The organism is Nocardioides sp. Root1257 (genome assembly GCF_001425175.1).
GTDB lineage: Bacteria > Actinomycetota > Actinomycetes > Propionibacteriales > Nocardioidaceae > Nocardioides.
Genome location: NZ_LMDV01000008.1, coordinates 1,005,418 through 1,020,943, shown reverse-complemented (window position 1 = coordinate 1,020,943; position 15,526 = coordinate 1,005,418). Strand labels below are relative to the sequence as shown.

The 15,526-nt window shown below is 72.4% G+C and carries 16 protein-coding genes; 9 read left to right on the top strand and 7 right to left on the bottom strand.

Annotation, left to right across the window (positions count from 1 at the left end; translation table 11 throughout):
- Nucleotides 1-51 precede the first annotated feature (51 nt).
- Together ASC77_RS12935 and ASC77_RS12930 are read left to right on the top strand one after the other, a co-directional pair.
- The gene (locus ASC77_RS12935) at nt 52-612 is read left to right on the top strand and encodes a SigE family RNA polymerase sigma factor (RefSeq protein ID WP_082574670.1); all 561 of its coding nucleotides are present in this window, start codon (nt 52-54) and stop codon (nt 610-612) included.
- Nucleotides 609-1,871, top strand: coding sequence for a hypothetical protein (locus ASC77_RS12930; RefSeq protein ID WP_056153179.1), 1,263 nt, complete (start codon nt 609-611; stop codon nt 1,869-1,871). Before ASC77_RS12935 ends, ASC77_RS12930 begins: the two co-directional genes overlap by 4 nt.
- Here the strand turns inward: ASC77_RS12930 and guaB are convergent.
- Nucleotides 1,856-3,358 carry an IMP dehydrogenase gene (gene guaB, locus ASC77_RS12925; protein WP_056153176.1) on the bottom strand — a complete coding sequence of 501 codons (1,503 nt, stop codon included), beginning with the start codon at nt 3,356-3,358 and terminating at the stop codon, nt 1,856-1,858. The genes ASC77_RS12930 and guaB overlap by 16 nt on opposite strands.
- 20 nt (nt 3,359-3,378) lie before the next feature.
- Nucleotides 3,379-4,281 carry a GNAT family N-acetyltransferase gene (locus tag ASC77_RS12920; RefSeq protein ID WP_056153173.1) on the bottom strand — a complete coding sequence of 301 codons (903 nt, stop codon included), beginning with the start codon at nt 4,279-4,281 and terminating at the stop codon, nt 3,379-3,381.
- A 92-nt stretch (nt 4,282-4,373) separates the two neighbouring features.
- On the opposite strand from ASC77_RS12920, the gene ASC77_RS12915 reads away from it, so the two are divergent.
- The 4 genes from ASC77_RS12915 to ASC77_RS12900 are packed head-to-tail and all read left to right on the top strand — an operon-like array spanning nt 4,374 to nt 7,788.
- Nucleotides 4,374-4,673, top strand: a complete 300-nt coding sequence (locus tag ASC77_RS12915; protein ID WP_056153170.1) for a YciI family protein — start codon at nt 4,374-4,376, stop codon at nt 4,671-4,673.
- Nucleotides 4,674-4,677: 4 nt separating this feature from the next.
- Nucleotides 4,678-6,153, top strand: a complete 1,476-nt coding sequence (locus tag ASC77_RS12910; protein ID WP_056153167.1) for a hypothetical protein — start codon at nt 4,678-4,680, stop codon at nt 6,151-6,153.
- Between the two features lie 40 nt (nt 6,154-6,193).
- Nucleotides 6,194-6,739, top strand: coding sequence for a SigE family RNA polymerase sigma factor (locus ASC77_RS12905; RefSeq protein WP_056153165.1), 546 nt, complete (start codon nt 6,194-6,196; stop codon nt 6,737-6,739).
- Nucleotides 6,736-7,788: a hypothetical protein gene (locus ASC77_RS12900; protein ID WP_156391057.1), complete on the top strand. Its 1,053-nt coding sequence runs from the start codon at nt 6,736-6,738 to the stop codon at nt 7,786-7,788. The genes ASC77_RS12905 and ASC77_RS12900 overlap by 4 nt, the downstream gene beginning before the upstream one ends.
- 56 nt (nt 7,789-7,844) lie before the next feature.
- Here the strand turns inward: ASC77_RS12900 and groL are convergent, their stop codons facing one another.
- Together groL and groES are read right to left on the bottom strand one after the other, a co-directional pair.
- Entirely contained in the window at nt 7,845-9,464 is a 1,620-nt protein-coding gene (groL, locus tag ASC77_RS12895; RefSeq protein WP_056153159.1) for a chaperonin GroEL, read from the bottom strand.
- A gap of 130 nt (nt 9,465-9,594) precedes the next feature.
- Nucleotides 9,595-9,888, bottom strand: coding sequence for a co-chaperone GroES (groES, locus tag ASC77_RS12890; RefSeq protein ID WP_056153156.1), 294 nt, complete (start codon nt 9,886-9,888; stop codon nt 9,595-9,597).
- Between the two features lie 196 nt (nt 9,889-10,084).
- Here groES and ASC77_RS12885 point away from each other — a divergent pair, with 196 nt between their 5' ends.
- Nucleotides 10,085-11,242, top strand: coding sequence for a THUMP-like domain-containing protein (locus ASC77_RS12885; RefSeq protein WP_056153153.1), 1,158 nt, complete (start codon nt 10,085-10,087; stop codon nt 11,240-11,242).
- Nucleotides 11,243-11,334: 92 nt separating this feature from the next.
- Here ASC77_RS12885 and ASC77_RS12880 read toward each other — a convergent pair whose 3' ends face one another.
- The 3 genes from ASC77_RS12880 to ASC77_RS12870 all read right to left on the bottom strand — a co-directional run bounded on the left by ASC77_RS12880 (nt 11,335) and on the right by ASC77_RS12870 (nt 13,769).
- Nucleotides 11,335-11,931, bottom strand: coding sequence for a hypothetical protein (locus ASC77_RS12880; RefSeq protein WP_056153150.1), 597 nt, complete (start codon nt 11,929-11,931; stop codon nt 11,335-11,337).
- Nucleotides 11,932-12,060: 129 nt separating this feature from the next.
- Complete coding sequence (locus tag ASC77_RS12875; RefSeq protein WP_056153146.1) at nt 12,061-12,669, bottom strand: MBL fold metallo-hydrolase; 609 nt, start codon at nt 12,667-12,669, stop codon at nt 12,061-12,063.
- The gene (locus ASC77_RS12870; RefSeq protein WP_056153144.1) at nt 12,669-13,769 is read right to left on the bottom strand and encodes an S-(hydroxymethyl)mycothiol dehydrogenase; all 1,101 of its coding nucleotides are present in this window, start codon (nt 13,767-13,769) and stop codon (nt 12,669-12,671) included. Before ASC77_RS12870 ends, ASC77_RS12875 begins: the two co-directional genes overlap by 1 nt.
- A 98-nt stretch (nt 13,770-13,867) precedes the next feature.
- On the opposite strand from ASC77_RS12870, the gene ASC77_RS12865 reads away from it, so the two are divergent.
- Both ASC77_RS12865 and ASC77_RS12860 read left to right on the top strand, forming a co-directional pair.
- Nucleotides 13,868-14,347, top strand: a complete 480-nt coding sequence (locus ASC77_RS12865; protein WP_235547626.1) for a SigE family RNA polymerase sigma factor — start codon at nt 13,868-13,870, stop codon at nt 14,345-14,347.
- On the top strand, nt 14,344-15,495 hold the full coding sequence (locus ASC77_RS12860) for a hypothetical protein (RefSeq protein ID WP_056153141.1): 1,152 nt from the start codon (nt 14,344-14,346) through the stop codon (nt 15,493-15,495). The genes ASC77_RS12865 and ASC77_RS12860 overlap by 4 nt, the downstream gene beginning before the upstream one ends.
- Nucleotides 15,496-15,526: the final 31 nt, after the last annotated feature.

Below are 15,526 nucleotides of genomic sequence, written 5' to 3'. Positions count from 1 at the left end.
TATCCGGGTGGGCGGGCAACCATCCGTGGTGCCCAGGTGGTCGGACTGGGTATGGAAGCCCTGACCGGATCCCGGTCGACCACGATCTCGGGAGGTGCGGTGGCGGCGAAGACGGACTTCGACGAGTTCGTCGCCGCGCGCTCCAGCCGCCTGCTGCGTACGGCGTACCTGCTCACGCGGGATCACGCGCTCGCCGAGGACCTCCTCCAGACCGCCCTGACGAAGGCCTGGTTCGCCTGGTCCCGAATCGAGAGCGACCCGGAGCCCTACGTCCGCAAGATCCTGGTCAACACCTTCGCCACGTGGTGGCGGCGCAAGTGGAACGGCGAGCACGCGTACGCCGAGCCACCGGAGCCGGACCCCGGGCCGGGCGCGCACGACGTCGCCGACCAGCGCCAGGACCTCTGGACGGCGATGGGCCGGCTCCCCCGCCGTCAGCGCGCGGTGGTCGTGCTGCGCTACGTGGAGGACCTGACCGAGGCCGAGACCGCCCACCTGCTGGGCGTCTCGGTCGGCACCGTCAAGAGCCAGACCAGCAAGGCGCTCGCGAAGCTGCGGATCGACCCCGCGCTGGCGACCGACACCAGCACCACGACGGAGGACCTCGCATGAACACGCTCCACGACCTCCGCTCGACCCTGGACCGGCACGCCGACGACCTCGACGACAGCGAGCGCTACGTCCGCCCGGTCGCCGTGCGGGCGCGGATCCGCGCCGTACGCCGTCGCCGGGCCGGCGCCGTGGCCGCGGTCGCCGCCGTTGCCGTCGTGGCCGTGGTCGCCGCCGCCGGCACGCTCCGCTCGCCGCAGTCGGTCGAGCCGGCCGGCCCGACCGTCATCGGCATCGACGTCCCCGAGGACCTCGCGATCCTCGGCTTCCCCTACACGCTCTCGCGCACCGTCGAGCTCTCGGCGGCGGATCCGGCGCTGGTCATGGAGCAGGACGACGACCGCGCCGTCTCCCTCGTGGGACGCGACCTGGGATCCGGCTCGGTGACGCTCCTCGCCGACGGCGAGCCGATCGCCCGGGCACGCGGCGACGAGGCCGTCGAGGCGCCCGTCCCGACGGCCGCGACCCGGTTGCGCATCCGGCTCGACGGTGCGTCGTCCGACGCCCGGGCGGCCGTCGCGATCTACCACTCGACGCCCGGGCTCGCGCCCGGGACCACCGACGGAGACCGTGCCGTCTTCCGTGACGAGGTCGCCGGGCAGCGCCTGCTGACCGCTGCCTTCTCGGGCACGCGCCCCGAGGTGACGGTGACCCACGCGGGCGACCTGGCCGACGTACGCATCTCCGACTACTGCCGCGCCGACGAGAAGGGTCTCTGGATGCAGATCACGCTCGACGGCTCGCTCTGGCAGTCCGGCGAGTGCCACACGGTCGCCGACGTCGACGCGGCGGCGAGCAGCTCGGCCTCCGACGAGCACACCACCGGTGACCACGTCGTCCGCGCCTACGTCACGCGCGGCATGGACGGGCCCGTGGTCACCGACACCCGGACCGTGGTGGGGCTGGCGGTCTACGAGCGGCTGCGCAGCGTGCGGACCGCGCTGGGCACGCCGGTCGACCCCGTCGTGGAGGAGGCCGGTCGCACCTGGACCCTGGCGAGGGTCACCGACAGCGACCACGCGACGGTGGACACCTCGGACGGCGACAGGCTCCTGGTGCTGGTCTCGCGTGGCGACATGGTCTACGCGTCGTGGCGCGGGGCCCTGCTCCGCGGACGGTCGGCGTACATGAGCAGCGGCCCGGGCACGGGTCCGGGGACCCTGAGCGCGGGGGTCCTGCTGGCCGGCGACACGTACGACGTCCAGGTCCGCTCAGAGGGCCCGGGCGGCGAGGGCGCGCTGCTGGTCTACCGGCCGGAGTAGTTGGGGGCCTCGACGGTCATCTGGACGCCGTGCGGGTGGCTCTCCTGGAGGGAGGCCTGGGTGATCCGGACGAACCGGCCCTTCTCCTGCAGCTCCGGCACGGTGGCGGCACCGGCGTAGAACATCGACTGGCTGAGGCCGCCGATCAGCTGGTGCGCGACCGCGGCGAGCGGGCCGCGGTAGGCGACCTGGCCCTCGATGCCCTCGGGCACGATCTTGTCGTCGCTCTCGACCTCGGCCTGGAAGTAGCGGTCCTTCGAGTAGGACTTCTTGCCGCGGCTCGACATCGCGCCCAGCGAGCCCATGCCGCGGTAGGACTTGAACTGCTTGCCGTTGACGAAGACCAGGTCGCCGGGCGACTCCTCGCAGCCGGCCAGCAGCGAGCCGATCATCACGGTGTCGGCGCCGGCGACCAGCGCCTTGGCGATCTCGCCGGAGTACTTGAGGCCACCGTCGGCGATCACCGGGACGCCGGCGGGCTTGCAGGCCAGCGATGCCTCGTAGACCGCCGTGACCTGGGGCACGCCGACGCCGGTGACGACGCGCGTCGTGCAGATGGAGCCGGGTCCGACGCCGACCTTCACCGCGTCCGCGCCGGCGTCGACGAACGCCTGGGCGCCCTCCTTGGTCGCGACGTTGCCGCCGACGACCTGCACGTGCCGGGTGGCGGGGTCGGTCTTGAGCCGCTGGACCATGTCGAGCAGCATCCGCACGTTGCCGTGGGCCGTGTCGGCGACGAGCACGTCGACGCCGGCCTCGATCAGGGTTGTGGCACGCTGCCAGGCGTCGCCGAAGTAGCCGATGGCCGCACCGACCATCAGCCGGCCGACCCCGTCGTACGACGCGTTGGGGAACTGCTCGCCCTTGACGAAGTCCTTGACGGTGATGAGGCCGGTGAGGTGGCCCGCCTCGTCGATGAGCGGGAGGCGCTCGCGCTTGTGCTGGCGCAGCAGCACCGTCGCGTCGTCGCGGCTGATGTCGGAGGGACCGGTGATGAGCGGCATCGGCGTCATCACCTCGTCGACCTTGGTCGTCGCCCACTCCGCGACCGGGGTGAAGCGCAGGTCGCGGTTGGTGATCATGCCGATCAGCAGGTTGTCGGTGTCGACGACCGGGAAGCCGGAGATGCGGTACTCGCCGGCGAGCTTGTCGAGCTGCTCCAGGGTCGCGTCGGGGCTGATCGTGACCGGGTTGGAGATGATCCCGGTCTGGGTCCGCTTCACGAGGTCGACCTGGTAGGCCTGGTCCTCGATCGAGAGGTTGCGGTGCAGCACGCCCAGACCGCCCTGACGGGCCATCGCGATCGCCATCCGCGACTCGGTGACGGTGTCCATCGCGGCGCTGACCAGCGGCACCCGCAGGGAGATCTCGCGAGTCAGCCGCGAGGTCATGTCGATGTCCGCGGGCGCCAGGTCGGAGTGACCCGGCAGCAGCAGGACGTCGTCGTAGGTCAGGCCCAGCGGGGCGAACTTCTCCGGCAGCTCCACACCCTCAGCCTACCGGCGGCTCACCCCTGGACACGAAGCGGCTTGAGGTCGCGCACCGGCACCCGCACGGTGAGTGTGTCCGACGCCATCCGGATGCGTCCCCTCAGGCCGGCGGCCATCACCATCGGAAGCACCGCCTGGTTGTCGGAGCGCGTGGTCAGCACGATCTCGGTGGCCCCGAGCGCGTTGGCGAGCCGGGCGGCGTCGACGAGCAGCCGGGTGCCGATGCCGCGCCGCTGCCAGGCCGGGTCGACGCGCAGCGTGACCGGTCGTACGTCGGGCTCCTCGGCCGCCGGCCGGACCACGGCGAGCCCGACGGCCTGACCCTCGATCATGGCCGAGACCGAGTCCCCCTCCGCGACGTAGTCGGGCGTCGCCCCGCCGCCCACGCGGCGTCCCATGCTCGGCGACATCGCGCTCTCGCGGGTGCGCTCGAGGACGTCGGAGACCAGGTCGGCCATCGCCGAGCCGCGCGCGTGCTCGGTCGCGGTGAACGGCGCCGAGCGGCGGACCTGCACCTGCACGTCGCCGACGGTCATGTCCATGACGTCGAGGGTGCCGTCGGCGCCCGCACCGGGGTCGGACTCGGCGTCGAAGAGGCGGGCCACCACCTCGGGGAACGAGGCCGGCTGGGCCAGGATCGTCCGGGCCGCCTGCACGTAGCGCGTCGGCTGGTCGGTCAGGGCGGCCTCGGTGCACGGACCGGCGCTGACGGAGAGCCCTCCGGAGCGGCCGACCAGGTCGGCGAGGTCCGCCGCGGTCCAGTCGTCCGGGGTGCTGAGAACGAGCTCGTCGGTCACCGACTCCACCCCCGGGAAGATCTGGAGTCCCAGGATGTTCACCCCGGCCTCCCCGCAGGTCGCCGCGAGCATGGCCAGCGACCCGGGCCGATCGGGCAGCGTCGTACGAACCCTCCACAACATGGCCACAGCCTGCGGGTGCGACGTTGCCGGATCGCAACCTGCGTGTTTCCTGGGTGCTACGTCGGGGAGGTTGGACCTGAGAGGCTAGGCCGGTGCCCAGCTGGATCTACCTCCTCCACCCGCCGCGGCCGGACTTCGCGGCGACCATGACCGACGAGGAGTCGACCGTGTTCGGCGAGCACTTCGCCTACCTGCAGCAGCTGCTCGCCGACGGCGTGCTCGTGCTGGCCGGCCCGACGCTCGGCACGGTCAACACCGGCATCGCCGTCTTCGAGGCCCCCGACGAGGCCGCGGCCCGCGCGGTCATGGAGGCCGACCCGACGATCGTGCATGGCGTGGTGACCGGAGAGCTCCGCGAGATGCGGGTCTCGCTGCTGCGCGGGCGCGACTGACCGCGTGCTCCGTCTCCTCGGGCGCTACCCCGTCGCGGTCGCCGTCGCGCTCACCGTGCTGGCGCGCCTGCCCGCCCTCACCCGCCCGGTCCGCGCCGACGAGGCCGGCTTCCTCCTGGTCGCGCGAGCGTGGGACCCGCAGCCGGGCAGCCTCTTCGGGGCCTACTGGGTGGATCGGCCGCCGCCGCTGATCGCCGTGTTCGGAGCGGTCGACGCCCTCGGCGGCGTCACGACGCTGCGCATCCTGGGCGCACTCGTCGCCGGGCTGACCGTGCTGCTGGCCGCGGCCGTCGCCGGCACCGTGAGCGGACCGCGGGCGACGGTGTGGACCGCGGCCCTGGCCGCCGCACTGCTGTCCAACCCGATGATCGACGTGGTCGCCGTGAAGGGCGAGCTGCTCGCACTGCCCTGCGTGCTGGGCAGCATCCTGCTGACGCTGCTCGCCGTACGACGACGGGCCTGGCCGCTCGCGTTCGCGGCCGGGGTCGCGGCGGCGCTCGCGGTGGGCCTGAAGCAGAACCTCGCCACCGGCCTGGTCTTCGCCGGCGTGCTCCTCCTCGTCGAGTGGCGGACCGGACGGCTCCCCGGCAGGTCGGCCGCTGCGCTCGCGGCGGGCGGCCTGGCGGGCGCGGCGGTGCCCGTCCTGGGCACCATCGCCTGGACGTCGGCGGCCGGCGTCCGGCTGTCGGTCCTGTGGGAGACGGTCTACGGCTTCCGCGCCGACGCCGCCCGGGTGATCGCCGACGGGACGACCGACGCCCCCGAGCGGCGGGCCTGGATCCTGCTCGCGATCGCGTTGGCGTCCGGGCTGCTGGTCGTGCTGGCCGGCCCGTTCGCGCGGGTCCGGGAGCTCTGGCGCGACAACCCGCCCGTGCTCGCCGCGACCCTGGCCGTCGTCGTCGTGGACGTGGCCTCGCTCGTCGCGGGCGGCAGCTACTGGCAGGACTACCTGCTCCCCCTCATCCCGGCGGCGGCCCTGTGCACGGCACTGCTCGCGGGGCGTGAGGACCGCTCGGGGCGCACGATGCGCGGGCTGGTCGTCGCGGTGATCGGGTCCGCCGTCCTGGCGATGGCGTTCTGGCTCGTCTGGAACGCGACCGGCCACCAGGAGTTCGACGAGGTGCGCACCGGCGAGGCGATCGCCGACGCGGCGGCGCCCGGCGACACGCTGGTCGTCTTCGGCGGTCGCGCCGACCTCCAGCTGACGAGCGGACTGGACTCGCCGTACCCCTACCTGTGGAGCCTGCCGATGCGCACCCGCGACCCCGACTACGCCGACCTCACGGCGCTGCTCTCGGGTCCGGACGCGCCGACCTGGCTGGTCCAGTGGGTCGACCTCGACGCCTGGGCCGACGCCGGCGTGCCCGAGCTGCAGGCGGCGATCGACGAGCACTACGTCGACGCCGGCACCACCTGCACCGGCAAGCCGATCTACCTCCTGCGCGGTGTCGAACGCCCGCACGTGACACCGGACTGCTGATCGCGTGCAACCGATCGGCGGCTCACCTCGTTCTGGGGGCATGGATCGAGATGCCCTGGATCGAGATGCAGAGTTCTCGGAGTTCGCCGCCGCCTCGCACCGCCGGCTGCGCAGCACGGCGTACCTGCTGTGCGGCGACTGGGAGCGCGCCGCTGACCACGTCCAGGAGGGCCTGATCCGGGTGTACGTCGCCTGGCCGCGACTCACCCGGCGCGGCGGCGAGCTCGCCTATGCCCGCAGGGCCGTGGTCAGCGCGTTCCTGGACGCCAGTCGGAAGCGGTCGAGCACCGAGCGGCCGGCCGACCTCGACGACCAGCGGCGCTCCGACGAGGACGTCGCCGCCCGGGTCTCGGACCGTGCGGCGCTGATGGCCGCACTCGCCCGACTGCCCGAGCGGCAGCGCGCGTGCGTGGTGCTCCGGTACTTCGAGGACCTCGACGTGCGGGAGACGGCGGTGGTGCTGCGGTGCAGCGAGGGCACGGTGAAGAGCCAGACCTCGCGAGCCCTCACGTCCCTGCGATCCATGTTCGAGAGCGCGTCGCGAGACGAGCTCGCCGTGATCGGAGAGGGGAACCTGCCGTGGTGACCGACCTGAAGCAGCTGCTGCACGACAACGTCGCGGACGCGCCGTCCGACCACGTCGACCTCACCGCGGTGATGGCCGCCGGCCGTCGTCGCGTACGCCGTCGGCGCGGTGGCGCGACCGCCGCAGTGCTCGCCGTCGCCGCCGTCACCGTCGTCGCCGCCGTGGGCGGCACGGGTCCCGGCAGCGGGCCGGGACCGTCCGCACCGGGAGGCACGGTGCCGGTCGTCTCGGTCGGTGAGGCCCGGCCGGCCGTGGAGGGGCGCGACTACGAGCTGGTCACGTCGTACCCGGCTCGCGACGGAAGCACCCGCGGGCGCTCCGTGGCCGGAGTCAGCGCCGACGGCCTGCTGGTCGTCCTCGACGCGCCCCGGCCCGGCAGCTCCTCGAGCCGCGTCGGCCTGGTCGACCCGTCGACCGACCGGACCAGCTGGCTCCCCGGGATGCATCGCCTCGGGCGGCTCCTCGCCGCCGACACCGACCGGCTCGTCTTCCAGGCCGCCGGGGTCGACGCCCCCGCGGTCGACGTCTTCGACCGCGCCGCCCGCTCCTGGTCGCAGGTGCGGTGGACGTCCCTGCCCGCGAGCGTCGCGACCGTGGGGTACGGCGAGGTCTGGGTCGAGGCCGGCCGTGCGTGGATCACGCTCCCGCATGCCGGACGCTGGCAGCGCTTCGACCTGTGGTCGGCCTCGCTCACCAACCCGGGCGACGTCCGCGACGAGCGGCGCATCGTCGACGACGCGAGCGGCGCAGCCGGTGTGGTCGCGACGCGACAGCCCGACGGTGCGCTGCTGGTCGAGACCCCGGACGGCGATCCCGTCGTGGCGGTCGAGGGCAGCGACGTCGAGCTCGCCGACGTCACCGACGACGCGATCGTGGTGCGGGTCCCGGCCGGTGACGACGCGGGCACCTACGCCTACGAGACCGGCTCCGGCGAGCTGCTCCGGCTCGGTGGCACGGCGACGGCCGGGACCAGCACCCTGCTGACCTCCGGGGACTACGTCGCCTGGGGCGCCTCGGGGCGCGAGCTCATCGCCCGCCTGCTGCCCTGAAATGCCGAGTCGGCGCCGCCCCACCTGGGTGGGTCGGCGCCGACTCGTCGGGTCGATCAGTGGCCGTGGCCGTGCCCGTGGCCGGCGGCCTCGGGCTCTTCCTCTTCGGGCTTGTCGACGACCAGGGTCTCGGTCGTGAGCAGCATGCCCGCGATCGAGGTGGCGTTGACCAGCGCGGAGCGGGTCACCTTGACCGGGTCGAGCACGCCCTGGGCGACCAGGTCGCCGTACTCCTCGGTGGCGGCGTTGTAGCCGTTGCCGAGGCCGAGCTCGCGGACCTTGGTCGTGACGACGTAGCCGTTGACCCCGCCGTTCTCGGCGATCCAGCGGAGCGGCTCGTCGGCGGCCTTGCGGACGATGCGCACGCCCGCCGCCTCGTCGCCGGTGAGGCCGAGGTCGTCGGAGAGGACCGACACCGCGTGGATGAGCGCGGAGCCACCGCCGGGGACGATGCCCTCCTCGATCGCGGCGCGCGTCGCGGAGACGGCGTCCTCGATGCGGTGCTTCTTCTCCTTGAGCTCCACCTCGGTGGCGGCGCCGACCTTGATCACGCAGACGCCACCGGCGAGCTTCGCGAGGCGCTCCTGGAGCTTCTCGCGGTCCCAGTCGGAGTCGGTCGACTCGATCTCGGCCTTGATCTGGTTGACGCGACCCTCGACCTCGGCGCCGTCACCGGCACCGTCGACGATGGTGGTGTCGTCCTTGGTGACCACGACGCGCCGGGCCTGGCCGAGCACCTCGAGACCCACCTGGTCGAGCTTGAGACCGACCTCGGGGGCGACGATCTGACCACCGGTCAGGGTCGCGATGTCCTGCATCATCGCCTTGCGACGGTCACCGAAGGCCGGGGCCTTCACCGCGACGGCGTTGAACGTGCCGCGGATCTTGTTGACGACCAGGGTCGACAGCGCCTCGCCGTCGACGTCCTCGGCGAGGATGAAGAGCGGCTTGCCGGCGGCGATGACCTTCTCGAGCAGCGGCAGCAGCTCCTGGACCGACGAGATCTTGCCCTGGTGCAGCAGGATGTACGGGTCGTCGAGGACGGCCTCCATGCGCTCCGGGTCGGACACGAAGTACTGGCTGATGTAGCCCTTGTCGAACTGCATGCCCTCGGTGAACTCGAGCTCGGTGCCCATCGAGTTGGACTCCTCGACGGTGATGACACCGTCCTTGCCCACCTTGTCGAAGGCCTGCGAGAGCAGGTCGCCGATCACGCTGTCGCGGCTGGAGATCGTGGCGACGGACGCCATGTCCTCCACCGACTCGACCTCGCGGGCGGCCTCCTTGAGGGCGTCGCCGACGGCCTCGGCCGCCGCGTCCATGCCGCGCTTGAGGCCCATCGGGTTGGCACCCGCGGCCACGGCGCGCAGGCCCTCGTGGACCATCGCCTGGGCGAGCACGGTGGCCGTGGTGGTGCCGTCACCCGCGACGTCGTTGGTCTTGGTGGCCACCTCCTTGGTCAGCTGCGCGCCGAGGTTCTCGAAGGGGTCGTCGAGCTCGATCTCACGGGCGACGGTGACACCGTCGTTGGTGATGGTCGGCGCGCCCCACTTCTTGTCGAGGACGACGTAGCGGCCCTTGGGGCCGAGCGTCACCTTGACGGCGTTGGCGAGCTTGTCCACGCCGCGCTCGAGGCTGCGGCGGGCGTTCTCGTCGAACTCCAGGATCTTGGGCATTTTTCTCCTCTAGAAAGCAAAAGGCCTGACGGGCCTGGCGCCCGGCTGGCAAGGCGCCGCCACGAAGGCGACCTTGGAGCGAAGCGGTCGTCGAGTGGCGGCAATGCCGCCAGCCGGGATGCCAGGTTCGTCAGGAAACGATCGCGAGGACGTCGCGGGCGGAAAGGATGAGGTACTCCTCGCCGGCGTACTTGACCTCGGTGCCGCCGTACTTGCTGTAGATGACCTTGTCGCCGACGCTCACGTCGAGCGGAACGCGGTTGCCGTTGTCGTCGATGCGACCGGGACCGACGCTCAGGACCTCGCCCTCCTGGGGCTTCTCCTTGGCGGTGTCCGGGATGACCAGGCCGGAAGCCGTGGTCTGCTCGGCCTCGAGGGCCTTGACAACGATCCGGTCCTCGAGGGGCTTGATGTTGACCGACACTTCTGATCAACCTCCACTTTCTGGTACTTCGTGGCTGGTGGGTGATGCACGTCTGGCGCCTGCGCTTCAGGTACGCCGTCGCGGGGGTCGGACCGGGACGCAGGCGCTGGCACACTCGCGGGGAGAGTGCCAACTCAGAAACTAGCACTCTGCCCAACGGAGTGCCAGAGCACCCCCGGGCTGACAGGATCGGCCCGTGGACCTCGACGCCTTCCGGTGGCTGCTGACCGACGACGGACAACGGCTGCTCGCCGCCGCGGTCGACGCGGGCGACGACTCGCTGGCCACGCAGACGCGGCTGCGGCGTACGGCGGAGCCCGCGCAGGTCGCGACCGCCGTCACCCAGGCCGTGCTCCGGGTGAAGGGGCGCGCCAAGTTCGGCGAGCTCGCCGACCGGATGTACTTCACGTCCGAGGGCCTCGAGCAGGCCACCCGCCTCCGGGTCGCGGAGCACCGGGCCGCGCGCCTGGTCGCGTCGTCGGCGGACACGATGATCGACCTCGGCTGCGGGATCGGCGGCGACCTCGTCGCCGCGGCCCGCGCCGGCCTGATCTGCGCCGGCGTCGACCTGGACCCGGTCCGGGTCGCGGTGGCGCAGGCCAACCTCGACGCCCTCGGGCTGCCCGGCGCCGTGTCGGTGACCGACGCGACGACCGTCGACCCGACGCCGTTCGACGTCGCCTTCGCCGACCCCGCCCGCCGGGGTGCCCGGGGCCGGTCCTTCGACGTGGACGACTGGACTCCTCCGTGGTCGTTCGTCGAGGGGCTGCTCGCCCGCGACTCGTGCGTGAAGGTCGCGCCCGGCATCCCCCACGACCTGGTCCCCACCGGCGTCGAGGCGGAGTGGGTGAGCGACCGCGGCGAGGTCAAGGAGGCCGCGCTGTGGTCCGGCCGGCTGGCGACCACCGCGCGGCGCGCGACGGTGATCGGAGAGTCGGGGCTCGCGACGTTGACCGACGAGGCCGACCCCGGCGGGGAGGCGCGCCCCGTGGGCGCCTATCTCTACGAGCCCGATGGCGCCGTCATCCGCGCGGGCCTCGTCACCGCGGTGGCCGCCGGCGTCGGCGGCGGCCTGCTCGACGAGCACATCGCCTACGTGACGTCCGACGAGTCGTTCCGTACGCCGTTCGCCCGCGGCTACCGGGTCCTCGAGGAGGTCCCCTACCGCGAGAAGCAGCTGCGCGCCGCCCTGCGCGAGCGCGGGATCGGGCGGCTGACGATCAAGAAGCGGGGCGTCGACGTCGTGCCCGAGCAGCTGCGCAAGCGGCTCGACCTGCACGGCGAGCAGGAGGCGACCCTGGTGCTGACCCGGGTCGCCGGCGCGGGGACCGCGTTCCTCGTGGCGCCCTTCTGAGGGTGCGGGTTTCGGCGGCCAGCCGGTGAAACCCGCACGGCACGCCGATGGGAATCGGCGTGCCGTGCGGGTCCTGGCTGACAGGTCCTGCGTCAGACCGGCTGCGGCACCGCTTGCGGGGTGCCGGCCGCCTCGGCGACCCGGGCCCGGTGGGAGTGCCACAGGCCGAGGGCGAAGAGCGCCAGCAGGACGGCTGCTCCGGCGAAGGCGGCGATCGCGGCGATGCCGGCGATGGTGCCGATCGTGGCGAACGCGTAGCCGTAGAGGAGCAGGCCGCGCAGGGTGTTGCCCATGAACAGCGTCTGGCGGAGGCCGGCCAGCGCCTGGCCGTCGGGCGAGGCCTGCTGCTCGGGCGTCATCGCGACGTACTCACCGCTGACCTCGGAGTAGGTCTTGCCCTCGGACGCGGCGTTCATGTGCACGAGGATGTAGTGGTCGGCGTACGCCTTGGCCTCGGGCCCGGTGTCCAGCGGGCTGCCGGCGTACGGCTTCAGCGCGGCGGCGTCGTCCGCGGGCAGCGATGACAGTGCGTCGCCCTCGGGCATCGTGATGCCCTGCATGGTGAGCTGGTCGTGGACCTGGTCGCCGATGAACGTGTTCGCCCACGTGAGCAGCCCGCCGGCCACGAGCAGGACCGCGGCGAGTGCCAGGCCGGTCCACGAGATGAGCTTGTCGAATGCCGAGCGCATGATGCGTCTCCCTCTTCCGGCGGGGATTCCCTTCGTCCTCGCTTCACCTACGACGTTAGGAATTCGCGGGCGAGGCGGGCAGGGCCCGAAGGAGGGTGCCGGCGGGACCTTGGTCCCGCCGGCCAGACATCAACCCAGCAGGGCCTTCTCGGCGCCGATCGTGGTGTCGTCGCCGTGCCCGGTGTGGACGACGGTGTCGTCGGGCAACGCGAACAGCCGGGCCCGGATCGACTCCTTGATGAGGTCGCTGTCGGAGTACGAGCGGCCGGTCGCGCCGGGCCCACCGTTGAAGAGGGTGTCCCCGGTGAAGACGCAGCCGAGATCGGGCGCGTACAGGCAGACCGCACCCGGCGCGTGACCCGGCGTGTGCAGCACCTGCAGCGTCGTACCGCCCACCTCGATCGTCACGCCGTCTGCGAGGTCCAGGTCCCACAGGTAGTCGGCGTGGGTGAGCTCCCAGAGCACCTTGTCGTCCGGGTGCAGCATGATCGGCGCGACGACCTCCTCGCGCAGCGCCGGAGCGACGCGCACGTGGTCGTCGTGCGCGTGGGTGCACACGATCGCCTTGACCTTGCGGTCCCCCACGACGGCCAGGATGTCGGAGACGCTGTGCGGCGCGTCGATCACGACGCACTCGCTGTCGTCGCCGACGACCCAGATGTTGTTGTCGACGTCGAAGGTCTCGCCGTCGAGGCTGAAGGTGCCGGACGAGACCGCGTGGTCGACGCGGGCCGTCATCAGAGGATCACGACCGAGCGGAGCACGTCGCCGTGATGCATCTTCTCGAACGCCGCCTCGATGTCACCGATGCCGATCTCCTCGGTGACGAACGCGTCCAGGTCGAGCCGGCCCTGCTGGTAGAGGTCGACCAGCATCGGGAAGTCGCGGGTCGGCAGGCAGTCGCCGTACCAGCTCGACTTGAGCGCGCCGCCGCGGCCGAAGACGTCGATGAGCGGCAGGTCGGGGACCTTCATGTCGGGCGTGGGTACGCCGACCAGAACCACCGTGCCCGCGAGGTCGCGGGCGTAGAACGCCTGCTTCCAGGTCTCGGGACGACCGACGGCCTCGATCACGACGTCGGCACCGTCGGCGCCGTCGTAGGTCTCGGCGCAGATCCGCTTGATCTCCTCGACCGGGTCGACCGACGAGGAGTCGACGGTGTGGGTGGCGCCCATGGCCTTGGCCTTCTCGAGCTTCTTCGCATCGATGTCCACGGCGATGATCGGTGACGCGCCCGCGAGCGCGGAGCCCGCGATCGCGGCCACACCCACGCCACCGCAGCCGATGACCGCGACCGACCGGCCGCGGGTGACGGCGCCGGTGTTGATCGCGGCACCGATGCCGGCCATCACGCCGCAGCCGAGGAGGCCGACGGCCGCCGCCCGGGCCGACGGGTCGACCTTCGTGCACTGTCCGGCGGCCACCAGGGTCTTCTCGGCGAACGCGCCGATGCCCAGGGCCGGCGACAGCTCGGTCCCGTCCTCGAGGGTCATCTTCTGGGTGGCGTTGTGGGTGTTGAAGCAGTACTGCAGGTCGCCGCGCTTGCAGGCCCGGCACTCACCGCAGACCGCGCGCCAGTTGAGGATCACGAAGTCGCCCGGCGCGACGCCGGTGACGTCGGGTCCGACGGCCTCGACCACGCCCGCGGCCTCGTGGCCGAGCAGGAACGGGAAGTCGTCGTTGATGCCGCCCTCGCGGTAGTGCAGGTCCGTGTGGCAGACCCCGCAGGCCTGCACCTGCACCAGCGCCTCGCCCGGGCCTGGGTCCGGCACGTTGATCGTCGTCAGCTCGACCGGCTGACCCTTGGCGCGGGCTACGACCGCCTTGACCTGCTGCATGCGACTCCCTCTCGTGGAAACGTCTCGGGTTCATGCAACCGTATGCGGGCCCGCCTCGTGTAGGGGGTGTGCACGAGAGGCGATCGGGGAGCATCGACGTGACGGACTTCGAGTCCTGGCTGGCGGCGCGCGAGCCCGCCCTCCAGCGGCTCGCGCTGCTCCTCACGCACGACGAGCACGCCGCCCAGGACCTCGTGCAGACGAGCCTCGCCAAGCTCTACCTGGCCTGGGACCGCCTGGACGACCGGGACAACGTGGACGCCTACGCGCGCCGCATCCTGGTCAACGAGCACCGCACCGCATGGCGTCGGCCGTGGCGGCGTCGCGAGGTGGTCACGGCATCGCCGCCGGACGTGGCCAGGTCGGAGATCGAGTACGACGGCAGTCGCGAGGCCGTGTGGGAGTTCGTCGCGTCCCTCCCTCCGCGGCAGCGCGCTGTCATCGTGCTGCGCTACTACGAGCAGCTCACCGAGTCCGAGATCGCCGACCTCCTCGGCATCTCCGTCGGCACCGTGAAGTCCCAGTCGAGCCGGGCGATCGCGGCCCTGCGCACCCGTCTCCCCCAGGAGCAGCCATGACCGGCCCGGAGGACCTGTTGACCCGGACGCTGCACGAGCGCGTCGACCACCGCACCGTCCCGGCGACCCCGATGAGCGACGTGGTGTCGGCCGCCGGGCGGATCCGGCGTCGCCACCGGGTCCGGTACGCCGCCGTCGCGACGGTGGTCGTCGCCGTGCTCGCCACGCCGTTCGTGATCGACGCCGCCCGGCAGGTCCGGAGCAGCACGGGCCCGGTCGACCGGCCCGGGCCGACCCCGGCGCCGCACTTCCGGCTCGCCGATGTCGCTCTGGGAACGGCTCCGTCCGTTCCGTGGCTCGACGGGAACGTCTACGTGGCCGCCGACGGCACCCGGACCAGGCTCCCGATCCGCAACGTCCTCACCGCGACGCCGTACCGGGGTGGGTTCCTCGTCGTCGGCGGCAACGGTCCCCGCCTCACCCTCCTCGACAGCCAGCTGGACGAGGTGTGGCAGCGCTGTGGGCAGCCCCGCCTCGTCGTCGACCACGACCGCACGCGGACGGCGTACGCCGCCGGCGACTGCCGCAGCACCCGGACGACGCTCACGCTCGGCCCGACCGACGGGGTCGGCGAGGAGCAGACCGAGACGATGCCGCTCGCGCTGGCGGACCCGGTCGGCATCCTCGGTGGCCGGGTGGTCACGAGCTCCCCCGTCGAGGAGCAGCCGAAGCTGGTCGACTTCGACGGCACGCCCACGCCGATCGGGACCCTCGCCTACGCTTCCGCGGTCGACGAGCACGGCGGGCTGGTCGCAGGCCAGCTCGCCGGAGGCGCCCGCGCGCAGGCCACCGGCGTGGTACTCGACGTGACCAGCGGCGCCGAGAAGTGGCGGGCTCCTGGCTGGCAGCTCCTCTCGTTCAGCCCGGACGGCTCTCTCGTGGTCGGCGCGTCCACCTCCGTCGACCAGGGCGGGTGGGCGGTCTTCGACAGCGCGACCGGCAAGCGGCTGCACGAGTTCGCGCTGCCGGTGGGGCTGAAGTTCAGCGGCATCGCCTGGGAGGACGACGACCACCTGTTGCTGGCGGCCTTCCAGGACCGCACCGAGGCCATCCTGCGCACCACTCTCGACGGGGCGGTCCAGCTGGCGTCGAAGGCGACGAGCTGGGATCCGAGCGGCGGCGGGACCACCGTCCACCTCGCGCCGTAGCCCGGACAACCGAGCGCCCGCCGCGCGCGTG

What these genes read in the sequence shown, in the direction of transcription:
- ASC77_RS12920 (WP_056153173.1), bottom strand. Translation starts at nt 4,281, where the DNA reads ATGTTGTGGAGGGTTCGTACGACGCTGCCCGATCGGCCCGGGTCGCTG.
- ASC77_RS12870 (WP_056153144.1), bottom strand. Translation starts at nt 13,769, where the DNA reads ATGCAGCAGGTCAAGGCGGTCGTAGCCCGCGCCAAGGGTCAGCCGGTC.
- groL (WP_056153159.1), bottom strand. Translation starts at nt 9,464, where the DNA reads ATGCCCAAGATCCTGGAGTTCGACGAGAACGCCCGCCGCAGCCTCGAG.
- ASC77_RS12880 (WP_056153150.1), bottom strand. Translation starts at nt 11,931, where the DNA reads ATGCGCTCGGCATTCGACAAGCTCATCTCGTGGACCGGCCTGGCACTC.
- ASC77_RS12875 (WP_056153146.1), bottom strand. Translation starts at nt 12,669, where the DNA reads ATGACGGCCCGCGTCGACCACGCGGTCTCGTCCGGCACCTTCAGCCTC.
- ASC77_RS12935 (WP_082574670.1), top strand. Translation starts at nt 52, where the DNA reads ATGGAAGCCCTGACCGGATCCCGGTCGACCACGATCTCGGGAGGTGCG.
- ASC77_RS12860 (WP_056153141.1), top strand. Translation starts at nt 14,344, where the DNA reads ATGACCGGCCCGGAGGACCTGTTGACCCGGACGCTGCACGAGCGCGTC.
- ASC77_RS12905 (WP_056153165.1), top strand. Translation starts at nt 6,194, where the DNA reads ATGGATCGAGATGCCCTGGATCGAGATGCAGAGTTCTCGGAGTTCGCC.
- ASC77_RS12930 (WP_056153179.1), top strand. Translation starts at nt 609, where the DNA reads ATGAACACGCTCCACGACCTCCGCTCGACCCTGGACCGGCACGCCGAC.